This window comes from Stenotrophomonas sp. SMYL86 (assembly GCF_036320025.1).
GTDB classification, from domain to species: Bacteria; Pseudomonadota; Gammaproteobacteria; order Xanthomonadales; family Xanthomonadaceae; genus Stenotrophomonas; species Stenotrophomonas maltophilia_A.
Map to the genome: position 1 here is coordinate 76,534 of NZ_JAWIRU010000006.1, position 12,827 is coordinate 89,360.

Annotated in this window: 11 protein-coding genes; all 11 read left to right on the forward strand. The window is 66.9% G+C overall.

Features of this window, described 5'->3' with window-relative positions; genetic code table 11:
* The first annotated feature begins 175 nt into the window (after positions 1-175).
* The 11 genes from mqo (at position 176) to V3B64_RS08860 (ending at position 12,816) form a co-directional block, all read left to right on the forward strand.
* Positions 176-1,876: a malate dehydrogenase (quinone) gene (mqo, locus tag V3B64_RS08810; protein WP_121503932.1), complete on the forward strand. Its 1,701-nt coding sequence runs from the start codon at positions 176-178 to the stop codon at positions 1,874-1,876.
* Positions 1,877-2,144: 268 nt separating this feature from the next.
* Positions 2,145-4,337 (forward strand): TonB-dependent siderophore receptor, encoded by a 2,193-nt coding sequence (locus V3B64_RS08815; RefSeq protein ID WP_329913963.1) that lies wholly within the window; start codon positions 2,145-2,147, stop codon positions 4,335-4,337.
* Between the two features lie 190 nt (positions 4,338-4,527).
* Entirely contained in the window at positions 4,528-6,171 is a 1,644-nt protein-coding gene (gene mdcA / locus V3B64_RS08820) for a malonate decarboxylase subunit alpha (protein ID WP_032127615.1), read from the forward strand.
* 10 nt (positions 6,172-6,181) lie between these two features.
* On the forward strand, positions 6,182-6,502 hold the full coding sequence (mdcC, locus tag V3B64_RS08825; protein ID WP_049398883.1) for a malonate decarboxylase acyl carrier protein: 321 nt from the start codon (positions 6,182-6,184) through the stop codon (positions 6,500-6,502).
* Positions 6,499-7,407: a biotin-independent malonate decarboxylase subunit beta gene (locus V3B64_RS08830; protein WP_049422772.1), complete on the forward strand. Its 909-nt coding sequence runs from the start codon at positions 6,499-6,501 to the stop codon at positions 7,405-7,407. The genes mdcC and V3B64_RS08830 overlap by 4 nt, the downstream gene beginning before the upstream one ends.
* A 2-nt stretch (positions 7,408-7,409) precedes the next feature.
* A complete protein-coding gene (gene mdcE / locus V3B64_RS08835) occupies positions 7,410-8,114 on the forward strand; it encodes a biotin-independent malonate decarboxylase subunit gamma (protein WP_180837939.1) in 705 nt (234 codons plus the stop codon).
* Positions 8,107-8,748 carry a malonate decarboxylase holo-[acyl-carrier-protein] synthase gene (gene mdcG, locus V3B64_RS08840; protein WP_329913964.1) on the forward strand — a complete coding sequence of 214 codons (642 nt, stop codon included), beginning with the start codon at positions 8,107-8,109 and terminating at the stop codon, positions 8,746-8,748. Before mdcE ends, mdcG begins: the two co-directional genes overlap by 8 nt.
* Complete coding sequence (gene mdcB / locus V3B64_RS08845) at positions 8,745-9,602, forward strand: triphosphoribosyl-dephospho-CoA synthase MdcB (RefSeq protein ID WP_329913965.1); 858 nt, start codon at positions 8,745-8,747, stop codon at positions 9,600-9,602. The genes mdcG and mdcB overlap by 4 nt, the downstream gene beginning before the upstream one ends.
* Entirely contained in the window at positions 9,599-10,519 is a 921-nt protein-coding gene (mdcH, locus tag V3B64_RS08850; RefSeq protein ID WP_201118385.1) for a malonate decarboxylase subunit epsilon, read from the forward strand. Before mdcB ends, mdcH begins: the two co-directional genes overlap by 4 nt.
* A gap of 104 nt (positions 10,520-10,623) precedes the next feature.
* Positions 10,624-11,991 carry an SLC13 family permease gene (locus tag V3B64_RS08855; RefSeq protein WP_032127621.1) on the forward strand — a complete coding sequence of 456 codons (1,368 nt, stop codon included), beginning with the start codon at positions 10,624-10,626 and terminating at the stop codon, positions 11,989-11,991.
* Positions 11,992-12,096: 105 nt separating this feature from the next.
* A complete protein-coding gene (locus tag V3B64_RS08860; RefSeq protein ID WP_012510388.1) occupies positions 12,097-12,816 on the forward strand; it encodes a GntR family transcriptional regulator in 720 nt (239 codons plus the stop codon).
* The last annotated feature ends 11 nt before the right edge of the window (positions 12,817-12,827 follow it).

Here is a 12,827-nt window from a genome sequence, read left to right on the forward strand (position 1 = left end):
TTGGGCCCGCCGCTCACGTGACGGGGCCGCGAAACGTCGGATGCTGCGTTGCATCAAAAACGGACCGGATCCGGTTAGAATCGCGGATGGATGGCGCAAGGCGTTGTTTCTTCACGCCCTTTCCCTGCCCCACGCGCATCCTGACCCCTTCCCCTCCGCCAACGATCCCGCCCCCATGAAGAAATTTGGCAAGGCCCTGCTCGCCCTGCTCGTGCTGCTGTTGCTGGCCGCCGCGCTGTTCCTGTACTGGCCGCTGACCCAGCGCTCGGTGCCCGCCGCCAGCAACGACAAGCCCGTCGACGTTGTGCTGGTCGGCGCCGGCATCATGAGCATCACCCTGGCCACCTACCTGCAGGAACTGCAGCCGGACTGGAACATCCAGGTCTACGAACGCCTCGACGGCGTCGCCGGTGAAAGCTCCGACGGCTGGAACAACGCCGGCACGGGCCACTCGGCCTTCGCCGAACTGAACTACACCCCGGAACTGCCCGACGGCAGCATCGAGACCAAGCGTGCGGTTGGCATCGCCGAATCGTTCGAGGTCTCGCGCCAGTTCTGGTCGCACCAGGTGAAGGAAGGCCGGCTGAGCCAGCCCAGCGACTTCATCAACCCGACCCCGCACATGAGCTTCGTCTGGGGCGATGACAACATCGCCTACCTGCACAAGCGCCAGCAGGCCCTGGTGAAAAATCCGCTGTTCTACGGCATGCAGTACTCCGAGGATCCGGCACAGATCAAGCAGTGGGCACCGCTGCTGATGGAAGGCCGTGACCCGAAGCAGAAGGTCGCCGCGACCTGGATGCCGCTGGGCACCGACGTCAACTTCGGAGTGATCACCCGCCAGCTGACCACCGGCCTGCAGCGCAGCCCGAACTTCAGCCTGCACCTGAACCACGAAGTGAGCGCGCTGCGGCAGAACGCTGACAAGAGCTGGAACGTGACCGTGAAGGACCTCAAGGCCGGAACCGAGTCCACCACCCACGCCCGCTTCGTGTTCATCGGTGCCGGTGGCGCCGCGCTGAAGCTGCTGCAGATGTCCGGCATTCCGGAATCGAAGGACTACGCCGGCTTCCCGGTCGGTGGCCAGTTCCTCGCCTTCCAGGGCCAGGACGTGACCTCGCGCCACGGTGTGAAGGCCTACGGCATGGCCGAAACCGGTTCGCCGCCGATGTCGGTGCCGCACCTGGATGCGCGCAAGCTGGACGGCAAGCCGGTGGTCCTGTTCGGGCCGTTCGCGCTGTACAGCACCAAGTTCCTCAAGCACGGCTCGTGGTGGGACCTGTACTCCTCGGTCACCCACAACAACGTTGGCCCGATGCTGGAAGTGGGCAAGGACAACCTGGACCTGGTGCAGTACCTGATGGCCCAGGCACGCCTGAACGATGCCGATCGCCAGGCCGAACTGGTCAAGTACTTCCCCAATGCCAAGCCGGGCGACTGGAAGCTGGTCACCGCCGGCCAGCGCGTGCAGATCATCAAGCGTGATCCGCTGAAGGGCCCGGTGCTGCAGTTCGGTACCGAGATCGTGACCGACAAGGACCACACCATCGCCGCCCTGCTCGGTGCCTCGCCGGGTGCATCGACCTCGCCGCCGATCATGCTGGACCTGATGGCCAAGGCCTTCCCGGACCAGATGAAGGCCGGCTGGGAAACCCGCCTGCGCGAGATCGTGCCGTCGTACGGGCGCAAGCTCAACGACAACGCCGCGCTGGTCAACGAGATCCGCACGCTGACCAGCCAGACCCTGCGCCTGCCGTACCTGGAGGTGCCGGTGGATGCGGACGCGGCATCGCCCGCTCCTGCGGTGGTGCCGGCAGCCGTTCCGGCGCCGGCCAAGGAAAAGCGCAACGCCAACGAGGAACTGCAGGCGCTGTAAGCCTGGCAGATTCCCTGCAGCAGACACGGATGGCCACCTTCGGGTGGCCGTTCGCGTTTGGGCCGCTCCCTGCTGCAGAAAGCGATGCCCGGCGCCGGGAATCCTATGCACAATGACGCGAATTGTAATGTTGTTAAGAATTATTTACATTTGCGTCCTGCGCAGTGACCGCGCCCCTCCCAGATGGACCTGATGTGCCCGAAGCCGCCGCCCCGGGTGCTGGACGACTGTTGCCGCCCCCTTCCCGTCTCCGAGCTTCGAACCCACCATGTCCCTGACGTTCCGTAACCGCCTGCCCCGCCGTGCGCTGCTGCCGGCTGCCCTGCTCTCTTCGCTCGCGCTGGTCGCGTCTCCGGCGTTCGCCGAGGCCGCCGCCGATGCATCCGATGCCAAGACCCTGGACCGGGTCAGCGTCCGTGCCGAGCAGTCCGCTCCGCCATCCAGCACCACCCGCCTGCCGATCACACTGCAGGAAACCCCGCAGTCGGCCACTGCGATCAGCCTGAAGCGCCTGCAGGACGAATCGCTGTTCAGCATCAACGACGTGATGCGCAACGTCACCGGCGTCAGCGTCTCCTTCTATGACACCCAGCGCCCGCTGTACTACGCACGCGGCTTCGCCATCACTGACTTCCAGGTCGACGGCATCCCGACCTACAGCGGTTCGACCAACCAGGAATACGACACCGCCTTCTACGACCGCATCGAAGTGATCCGCGGTGCCAACGGCCTGCTCAGCGGCGCCGGCGTGCCGTCGGCCACCGTCAACCTGCTGCGCAAGCGCCCGGGCAAGGAGTTCGATGCCTCGTTCGCGGTCAGCGCCGGTAGCTGGGACTATCGGCGCATGGAGGCGGACGTGACCGCGCCGCTGACCGATGACGGCCGTTTCCGCAGCCGCGTGGTCGCCGCCTATACCGATCGTGGCCTGTACTACGACCGCTACGACGAGAACAAGATGGCCGGCATGGCGGTGCTGGAAGCCGACGTCACCGACAGCACCACGATCACCCTCGGTTACCAGAGCCAGGACAACAATCCGACCGGCTCGACCTGGGGCACCGTGCCGTTCTTCGACAACCAGGGCAATTTCGCGCACCTGCCGCGCTCGACCAACCTGTCGCCGAAGTGGAGCTACTGGAAGCGCGAGAGCAACACTGCCTTCGCCAACCTGGAACAGCGCTTCGGCGACAACTGGCTGCTGAAGATCAACACCGCCTACACCCGCGGCAACGTGCAGAATGTGCGCCTGTACGGCACCGGCAACCCGGACCCGGTGACCGGCTCGGGCATCTTCCTGCGCGCGGCCGCCGGTGATTCGAAGGACACCCGGCGCAACGTCGATGCTTACCTGACCGGCAGCCTCGATCTGTTCGGCCGCGACCACGATGTGACCCTCGGCGCACAGTGGTCGGACCTGGAAGGCACCACCAACACCCTGGCGCTGAACTTCCCGAACGATTGGGCACGCTGCGGCGGCGAACGCTGCTACTACATTCCCAACGTGTACAGCTGGAACGGCGACATCTCCGAGGTCACCTACCGCCGTACCGGCGCGCGCCGCGTGGCCAAGACCACACAGAGTGGCGTCTATCTGGCCACCCGCCTGCGCCTGGCCGATCCGCTGTCGCTGATTGCCGGCGCACGCCTGAGCCGCTGGGAAACCCTCAGCCGCTCCTACAACGCCGCAGGCGCCTACACCGGCACCAGCGGTGCATACAAGGTGAGTGATGAAGTCACCCCGTACGTGGGCCTGGTCTACGACATCACGCCGAACGTCTCGGCGTACGCCAGCTACACCGAGATCTTCAACCCGCAGAACTTCAAGGACCGCAACGAGAACCTGCTGGCGCCAGTACAGGGCTCGAACCTGGAAGCGGGCATCAAGACGCAGTGGTTCGATGGCCGCCTGACCGCCAATGCCGCCGTGTTCGAAGCCAAGCAGGACAACTACGCGGTGCGTGACATGGGCGTGCCGGAGGGTTCGCTGAGCGATGGCACCTCCGCCTACGTCGGCGTCAACGGCACCAAGGCGCGCGGTTGGGAGATGGACGTCAATGGCGAGATCCTGCCGGGCTGGACGGTCAATGCCGGCTACACCCACGTCAAGGTCACCCGCGCCGCCACCGATCTGCTGTACGCCAACCCGCCGAAGGATCTGTTGCAGCTCAACACCCAGCTGCAGCTGCGCGGTGCGCTGGAACGCCTGAGCGTTGGCGGTGGCGTGCAGTGGCAGAGCAAGGTGCAGGGCTACAACATCGCCTACCCGCTGGGCGGCACGGTGACGGTGAACCAGCCGGCCTACATGCTGGTGCAGTTCAACGCCAACTACCGCATCAGCGACAACTGGACGGCAACGCTGAGCGTGCGCAACGCACTGGACAAGACCTACTGGGCGAATCTGGACTACAACAACTACGGCGAACCGCGCTTCGTGTCGGCCAGCCTGCGCTGGAAGTTCTGAGGGGCCCGCGAACCGGTGGGTGCCTGGTGGGTGCCGACCGTTGGTCGGCACGCCCTCCGCCACGACCCACGGTCGTGACCTACCTGAATGGGCCCGCCTTCGCGCGGGCCCTGCTTTTTGCTGCAGTGCGGGTTGCATGCCCGACTGTAATTATGCCGTAATTACGTCGACACCAATCGGAAGCCGGTCGATGAACCCGAGCTGGGATACGTTGGAACGCAGCCGCCAGGCCCGCCTGGAACGTGCCGCGCCGTGGGCCCGGGGACGTGAGGTCGCCGCCACCGACGTGGGCGAGCTGCTGCACGCACTGCTGGAGCCGGGCGACAAGGTCTGCCTGGAAGGCAACAACCAGAAGCAGGCCGACTTCCTCGCCCAGTGCCTGGCTGACCTCGATCCCGCGCGGGTGCATGACCTGCACATGGTGCAGTCGGTGCTGTCGCTGCCCTCGCACCTGGATGTGTTCGAACGCGGCATCGCCTCGAAACTGGACTTCTCGTTCTCCGGCCCGCAATCGGTGCGGCTGGCCAACCTGGTGGCCGAAGGGCGCATCCAGATCGGTGCCATCCACACCTACCTGGAACTGTTCGGCCGCTACTTCATCGACCTCACGCCCCGCGTAGCGCTGGTCGCCGCGCAGGCCGCCGATCGCCACGGCAACCTCTATACCGGCCCCAACACCGAAGACACCCCGGTCATCGTCGAGGCCACCGCGTTCGGTGGCGGCATCGTCATCGCCCAGGTCAACGAGATCGTCGACACCCTCCCCCGCGTCGACATCCCTGCTGACTGGGTCAACTTCGTGGTGCAGGCGCCGAAGCCGAACCACATCGAGCCGCTGTTCACCCGCGACCCGGCGCAGATCTCCGAGATCCAGGTGCTGATGGCGATGATGGCGATCAAGGGCATCTACGCCGAGTACGGCGTGAACCGCCTCAACCATGGCATCGGCTTCGACACCGCGGCCATCGAGCTGCTGCTGCCGACCTACGCCGAATCGCTCGGGCTGAAGGGAAAGATCTGCCAGCACTGGGCGCTCAATCCACACCCCGCACTGATTCCGGCGATCGAATCGGGCTTCGTCAAATCGGTGCATTCGTTCGGTTCCGAACTGGGCATGGAGAAGTACATCGCCGCACGCAGCGATGTGTTCTTCACCGGTGCCGATGGCTCGATGCGCTCCAACCGCGCGTTCTCTCAGACCGCCGGCCTGTATGCCTGCGACATGTTCATCGGTTCCACCCTGCAGATCGACCTGCAGGGCAACAGCTCCACCGCCACGCGCGACCGCATCGCAGGCTTCGGTGGCGCACCGAACATGGGCTCCGATGCACGTGGTCGCCGCCATGCCAGCGAGGCCTGGGTCAAGGCCGGCCAGCAGGCCGCACGCCCCGGTGAGATGCCGCGTGGCCGCAAGTTGGTGGTGCAGATGGTGGAAACCTTCCGCGAACACATGGCACCGGCCTTCGTCGATCGGCTGGACGCCTGGGAGCTGGCCGAGCGCGCGGACATGCCGCTGCCACCGGTGATGATCTATGGCGACGACGTCAGCCATGTACTGACCGAAGAAGGCATCGCCAACCTGCTGCTGTGCCGCACCCCTGAAGAGCGCGAACAGGCGATCCGCGGCGTGTCCGGCTATACCGCCGTGGGCATGGGGCGCGACCGCGCGATGGTGGAGAACCTGCGCGACCGCGGCGTGATCCGCCGTCCCGATGACCTCGGCATCTCCGTGCGCGATGCCAGCCGTGACCTGCTTGCGGCGCGTTCGGTGAAGGACCTGGTGCGCTGGTCCGGCGGCCTGTACGACCCGCCCAAGCGCTTCCGCAACTGGTAAGGGGCTGAGCATGGAAACCCTCGACTATCGATTCGAAGGACACACGGCGGTGCAGTTTCCGCGCGATGCAGTGCTGGTCGGCGTACTGGCCTCGGGCAACCTGGAAATCCTGCTGGAACCGGCCGCACTGGACGGCGCGATGACGGTGCGCATCATCACCGCCGCGCAGGGCTTTGGCCGCGTCTGGGAGGCGGTGATCGGTGATTTCGCACAGCGCCATCCACTGCGCGATGTACGCGTCTCGATCAACGATGCCGGTGCGACCCCGGCGGTGGTCAGCCTGCGCCTGGACCAGGCAGTGGAAACCCTGCTTGCTGGAGATCCACGATGAGCCGGACGCAGCGCCACAGTTACTACGAAGCCGATGCACGCGAGCGCATCGCCGGCCTGGCCGACGCCGGCTCGTTCCGTGAATTCCTCGGCCCGGCGCGGCGGATGATGAGCCCGCACCTGGCACAGCTCGACCAGCCCGCGGCGTTCGACGACGGCATCGTTGTCGGCGAAGCCACACTGCGCGGCCGACGCGTGCTGCTGGCCGCACAGCAGGGTGAATTCATGGGCGGTGGCGTGGGCGAGGTGCACGGCGCCAAGTTGACCGGGCTGCTGCACCGTGCAGCGGAAACCCGACCTGACGGTGTGCTGCTGCTGCTCGATACCGGTGGCGTGCGCCTGCACGAAGCCAATGCAGGGCTCATCGCCATTTCCGAGATCATGCGCGCCACGCTGGATGCGCGCGCTGCAGGCGTGCCGGTGGTGGCGCTGATCGGCAGCGGCAACGGCGCATTCGGTGGCATGGGCATCGTCGCCCGCTGCTGCAGCACGGTGGTCATGTCCGAGGAAGGCCGGCTGTCACTGTCCGGGCCGGAAGTAATCGAGACCGTGCGTGGTGTGGAAGAGTTCGATTCCCGCGATCGTGCGCTGGTCTGGCGCGTAACGGGAGGCAAGCACCGCTACCTGATCGACCAGGCACAGGTGCTGGTGCCCGATGCCATCGAGGCGTTCGCGCAGGCTGCCAGCAATGCGCTGCAGCCCGATACCAGCAGCACCGATCCAGATACTGCACTGGCCGCGCTGCAGGAACGCCATGCGGCACTGAAGGCGCGCGTGCAGGCCTGGGGCGATTGCCGCGATGGCCTGGAGATCTGGGCGCGGCTGGGTATCACTGCCCCCGAGCGACTGCCGCTGCTCGACACCGATGCGTTCCTCATCGCCACCGCCGACCGGAGCCTGCCATGAGCATGCCGCTGCAGACCCTGCTCGATGCCCTGTTCCCGCATGGGCATGCCATTGCGGTGAACGATTCGGTGCTGACCGGTAGCGCCACCACCGAGGATGGCGAGGTGACCGTGATCGGTACCGCTGACAAACTCGAAGTCGGCGTGGACCACGCATTGGCACTGGCCGAAACCGTGCTTGCCAGCACCGCCGCGCTTCCACAGCGACCGATCGTGATGCTGGTGGACACCGCTGGCCAGCGCCTGGCGCGGCGCGACGAACTGCTTGGCATCAACGGCTGTTTCGCGCATCTGGCACAGACGCTGGATCTCGCGCGTCGGCGTGGCGCGCGGCTTGTCACGCTGGTCTATGGTGAATCCGTCAGTGGCGGCTTCCTCTCATTCGGCCTGATGGCCGACCACATCCACGCCCTGCCCGATGCACAGGTGCGGGTGATGGACCTGCGCGCGATGGCGCGGGTGACCAAGCAACCGCTGGAGAAACTGCAGGCACTCAGCCAGAGCTCGCCGGTGTTCGCGCCGGGCGTGGAGAACTACGTGGCGATGGGTGCGGTGGAATCGCTGTGGGAGGGGGATCTTGCCCAGCACCTGCTGCAGGCGCTGCGCACGCCCGCCGAAGGCGACCTGCGTGCCGCACGCGGCGCACAGCGCGGCGGTCGTGCCCTGGCGGCAGGGGTTTCATCTGCGGTGGCCCACGGCGATGCCTGAGCGGCCCGCCCGCCACACGCTGGCCTGGCTGTCGGCCGATGCCGACTGGCGGGCTGACGTGACTGCACAGGAACCACGCCTGGCAGCGTGGTTCGCGCAGGGCCTGCCGGCCATGGTGGCGCGCTGTGCGGCGGACGACCCCGACCCTCGGCTGCGCCTGGGGGTACCGCTACCGCCAAGCGAAGGCAAGCAACGGCTGGCGCTGCGCGTGGCCCTGCAGGACGTCCAGCAGCTGCAGCCTCCCCCTGCCTTGGATCACGTTCTCGCCGGCGGCGTTCCGGCGGATTGGCAGGCGGCGTTGCAGGCAATGCTGCGGCTTGCACCAGCCCGCGTATTCGGCGCCTTCGCATGGCAGCACCTCACCGGACTGCCCTATGTGCACCCGCGCTCGGACATCGACCTGCTGTGGCAGGTGGATGACGCGCGCCAGGCCGACCTGCTGGCCGAACGCCTGCAGCACTGGGAAAGCGCCTATGGGCATCGCGTGGATGGCGAACTGTGCCTGGTGGATGGTGGCGCGGTGAACTGGCGCGAATACGCCGGTCGCAGCCGCGAAGTACTGGTCAAACGCATTGATGGTGCCGCTCTGGAACTGCGCGAGGCCTTGTTCAACGCCACTGGAGTTGTCGCATGAACGCCGTCGTGAAGCGCGTCGCCCGGTCCACCCCGGCGGTGGACAGCGCGCGCCTGGGGCGCCTTGCCATCGCCAGCCTGCACGCCGAACTGGCCCTTGCCCCCAAACCGGGACTGGTTACACCGTTCGATCGCGGCAGCCACCACGACATGGATGCCGGCACCTTCCTGCGCAGCCTGTTCGCGTTGCGCCACTATTTCATCGCCGTGGCCGACGCCGGTGCCGGCGCGGCGCCGTTCCAGACGCTGCGCCGGCATGGCATCGCCGCCGAGATATCGATGCTGCACGCCACTGCGGGCATCAACACCCATCGCGGTGCGATCTTCAGCCTTGGCCTGCTGGTGGCCGCGTCCGCTGCCTGCTGGGGCCGCGCGGGCCGTGTCGCCGCAGCCGAGCAGGTCTGCCAGGAAGTGCGCCGTTGGGCGCCCGAGCTCGCCGACGCGCCTCTGGATGCGAACAGCCCTGGCCAGCGCGCGCGTGCACGGCACGGCGTGCAAGGTGTGCGCGAACAAGCGGCCGCCGGCTACCCGCTGCTGCGCGAAGTGGCACTGCCTGCCCTGCGCCACGCAGTGGCCAGCGGCCTGCCGCGCGAGGCCGCGATGTGCCAGACCCTGATGCAGCTGATCGCGTGCGTGGATGACCTCAACCTGCTGCACCGTGGCGGCGCCGACGGCCTGCGCTGGGCCCAGCGGCAGGCACGCACCTTCCTGGACGCCGGTGGCACCTTCGCGCCGGACTGGCAGGTACATCTGCGTCGCATCGGTGACGGCTTCGTCATGCGCCGGCTGAGCCCGGGCGGCAGCGCAGACCTGTTGGCCTGCAGCGTGTTCCTGCTGCAGCAGGAGCAGGCATGAGCCTGGCCCTGCTCTGCCCTGGCCAAGGCGCGCAGCACGCGGCGATGTTCGATCGCGTGCGCGATCTGGCTGCCGCGCGGCCGGTGCTCGATGCCACGAGCGAACTGCTCGGCCGCGATGTATTCGCCGCTGCGGCGGCCGACGACCGCTTCGACAATGTGCGGGCGCAACCACTGCTGTGCGCAGCAAGCCTGGCGCATTGGCAGGGCCTGCGCGAGGTATTGCCAACGCCGACGGTGATCGCGGGTTACAGCATCGGCGAGCTGGCCGCACATGCCATCGCCGGCGGCGTCGATGCGGCCACCTGCCTTGCCCTGGCTGCGCAGCGCGCGCTGTTGATGGACAGTGCCAGCCCCGCCGATGCAGGCCTGCAGGCAGTGCTTGGCCTAGAACGCCATGTACTGCAGCCGCTGTGCGATCTGCACGGAGCGCACGTGGCCATCGCCAACGGGCAGGACCATTTCATCGTGGGCGGCACGCACGCCTCATTGCAGCGGCTGGCCGATGCCGCGCGGCCGCAGGGTGCGGACATCCGTCCACTGCCGGTGCACGTGCCTGCACACACACCGTTGCTGGCAGCGGCGGTCGCACCGTTCGCTGCCGCACTCGACGCCTCGCCACTGCAGGCCCCACGCCTGCCGCTGCTGGCCGGCATCGATGCGCGACCGGTGCGGGATCGCGCAACGGCAGTCCACACGCTGTCGGCGCAGCTCGCGCAGACCATCGAATGGGCGCAGGTGATGCGCCAGGCCTTCGAGCGTGGCGCGCGGGTGTTCCTGCAGCTGGGCCCGGGCAACGCATTGGCGCGCATGGTCGCGCCGGCCTATCCGTGCTGCGAGGTACGCGCGGTGGAAGAGTTCCAGAGCCTTGAAGGCGCCGCGGCGTGGGTCCGCAGCGCGCTGGAGCGGCTGCAGTAACGGGTTCGAGCAGTACGTATCACGCAACACGCAGTACGTCGCCTTACCCCGGGATGGCGGGTCTCCATCCGCGCTGTACGTGAGTCACGTGTCTGGGAGGGCGCATGAGTCCACAAATCGCAACGATCATCGGTCTGGTGATCATGTTCATCGTCGCCACCGCGATGCCGATCAACATGGGTGCCGTCGCCTTCGCGCTGGCCTTCATCATCGGCGGGCTGTGGGTCGACATGGGCGGCAAGGAGGTCCTGGCCGGCTTTCCCGGCGATCTGTTCCTGACCCTGGTCGGCATTACCTATCTGTTCGCCATCGCGCAGAAGAACGGCACCATCGACCTGCTGGTGCACTGGGCAGTGAAAGCGGTGCGCGGCCATATCGTGGCCATTCCGTGGGTGATGTTCGTGATCACCGCGGTCCTCACTGCGTTCGGTGCACTGGGCCCGGCGGCGGTCGCGATCATCGGCCCGGTCGCGCTGCGCTTTGCCAAGCAGTACAACATCAATCCACTGATGATGGGCCTGCTGGTCATCCATGGTGCGCAGGCGGGCGGCTTCTCGCCGATCAGCGTGTACGGCAGCATCACCAATGGCGTGGTGCAGAAAGCCGGGCTGGAAGTGACCGAGATGGCGGTGTTCCTGACCAGTCTGGGCTTCAACTTCATGATGGCGACGATCTGTTTCTTCGCCTTTGGTGGCATCGCCCTGCTGCGCCGTGGCTCGATCACCGCAGCAGGAACACTCGGCAATGCCGAGCTGGCGATGGCCGGTGGCCCGCAGGCGTCGTCGCGCCAGTTCGCGATCGAAGGTCATGGCGCGCTGGTCGCGGCAGGCGGCGGCACGCTCAGCAATGATCCGGTGGCACTGGATGCGGTGAACCTGACCCGCGAGCGGTTGTTCACCCTGATCGGCCTGCTCGGCCTGGGCGTGGCCGCGCTGATCTACAACCTCAACGTCGGCCTGGTCTCGATCACCGTGGCGGTGGCGCTGGCGCTGTTGTCCCCGCAGAGCCAGAAGGGTGCGGTCGATGGCATCAGCTGGTCCACCGTGCTGCTGATCTGCGGCGTGGTGACCTACATCGGCGTGCTGGAACATGCCGGCGCGGTGGACTTCATCGGCAACGGTGTGTCCGACATCGGCATCCCGCTGCTCGGTGCGCTGCTGGTCTGCTACGTCGGCGGCATCGTCTCCGCATTCGCTTCGTCGGCAGCGGTACTCGGCGCGACGATCCCATTGGCGGTGCCGTTCCTGATGCAGGGCCACCTCAGCGCCGCCGGCGTGATCTGCGCGCTGGCGGTGTCATCCACCATCGTCGATGTCAGCCCGTTCTCGACCAATGGCGCACTGGTGGTGGCCTCGGCCGCGAAGGAGGAGCGCGAGACCCTGTTCCGCCGCTTCCTGGTCTACAGCGGCCTGGTGGTTGCGCTCGGACCGCTGCTGGCCTGGCTGGTGTTCGTGGTGCCGGGCTGGATGTAACCGCCCAGCGGTAGTGCCGACCGCTGGCCGGCACTCTCATGAAGCCATCCAGCGATCATGGGTTGCCGGCCAGCGGCCGGCACTACCTGGCGGTACACTTCCACCATGGCCATTGCCCCTGCCCCGCGGTCACCGAAGAAGCGCGCACCCCTGTACGAAGAGGTGGCCGAACACGTGCGCGAGCGCATCTACGATTACCGGCTGCCGCCGGGAGAATGGATCGACGAGCCCGCGCTGTGCGAAGAACTGGGCATCAGCCGCACGCCCCTGCGCGAGGCGCTGAAGCTGCTGGCCGCCGAAGGCCTGGTGCAGATCGATGCCGGTCGTGGCAGCCGGGTCACCCGGTTGACGCTGGAAGACCTCAACCAGCTGTTCCCGGTGATGGCGATGCTGGAAGGCCGTTGCGCGCATGAGGCGGTGAAGCACATCGACGACGCCGGCGTGCAGCAGCTGGAAGACCTGCATGCAGCGATGGAAGCAGCGGCGGCCGAGGGCAACATCGCCGAGTACTACCGCAACAACTACCTGATCCACGAAACCGTGCAGCATTACGCGGGCAACCCGTGGCTGATCCGCATCACCCACGACCTGCACCGCATCCTGAAGATGCATCGTGGCCGTCAGCTGCTGACCCCGGGTCGCACCGCGCAGTCGTTGGCCGAACACCGCGAGCTGATGGAATGCTTCCGCCGCCGCGACGCGCAGGCTGCCGAACGCACCATGGAACGCCATCTGCTGAGCCAGGGCCAGGCACTGGCCGCCTATGTGGCGGCAGGCGGGCTGCTGAACGTACCGGCGCCGTTGCCGACCGAAGGCGGCGGCTGAGCTGTTGAGGT

What these genes read in the sequence shown, in the direction of transcription:
- mqo (WP_121503932.1), top strand. Translation starts at nt 176, where the DNA reads ATGAAGAAATTTGGCAAGGCCCTGCTCGCCCTGCTCGTGCTGCTGTTG.
- V3B64_RS08815 (WP_329913963.1), top strand. Translation starts at nt 2,145, where the DNA reads ATGTCCCTGACGTTCCGTAACCGCCTGCCCCGCCGTGCGCTGCTGCCG.
- mdcA (WP_032127615.1), top strand. Translation starts at nt 4,528, where the DNA reads ATGAACCCGAGCTGGGATACGTTGGAACGCAGCCGCCAGGCCCGCCTG.
- mdcC (WP_049398883.1), top strand. Translation starts at nt 6,182, where the DNA reads ATGGAAACCCTCGACTATCGATTCGAAGGACACACGGCGGTGCAGTTT.
- V3B64_RS08830 (WP_049422772.1), top strand. Translation starts at nt 6,499, where the DNA reads ATGAGCCGGACGCAGCGCCACAGTTACTACGAAGCCGATGCACGCGAG.
- mdcE (WP_180837939.1), top strand. Translation starts at nt 7,410, where the DNA reads ATGCCGCTGCAGACCCTGCTCGATGCCCTGTTCCCGCATGGGCATGCC.
- mdcG (WP_329913964.1), top strand. Translation starts at nt 8,107, where the DNA reads ATGCCTGAGCGGCCCGCCCGCCACACGCTGGCCTGGCTGTCGGCCGAT.
- mdcB (WP_329913965.1), top strand. Translation starts at nt 8,745, where the DNA reads ATGAACGCCGTCGTGAAGCGCGTCGCCCGGTCCACCCCGGCGGTGGAC.
- mdcH (WP_201118385.1), top strand. Translation starts at nt 9,599, where the DNA reads ATGAGCCTGGCCCTGCTCTGCCCTGGCCAAGGCGCGCAGCACGCGGCG.
- V3B64_RS08855 (WP_032127621.1), top strand. Translation starts at nt 10,624, where the DNA reads ATGAGTCCACAAATCGCAACGATCATCGGTCTGGTGATCATGTTCATC.
- V3B64_RS08860 (WP_012510388.1), top strand. Translation starts at nt 12,097, where the DNA reads ATGGCCATTGCCCCTGCCCCGCGGTCACCGAAGAAGCGCGCACCCCTG.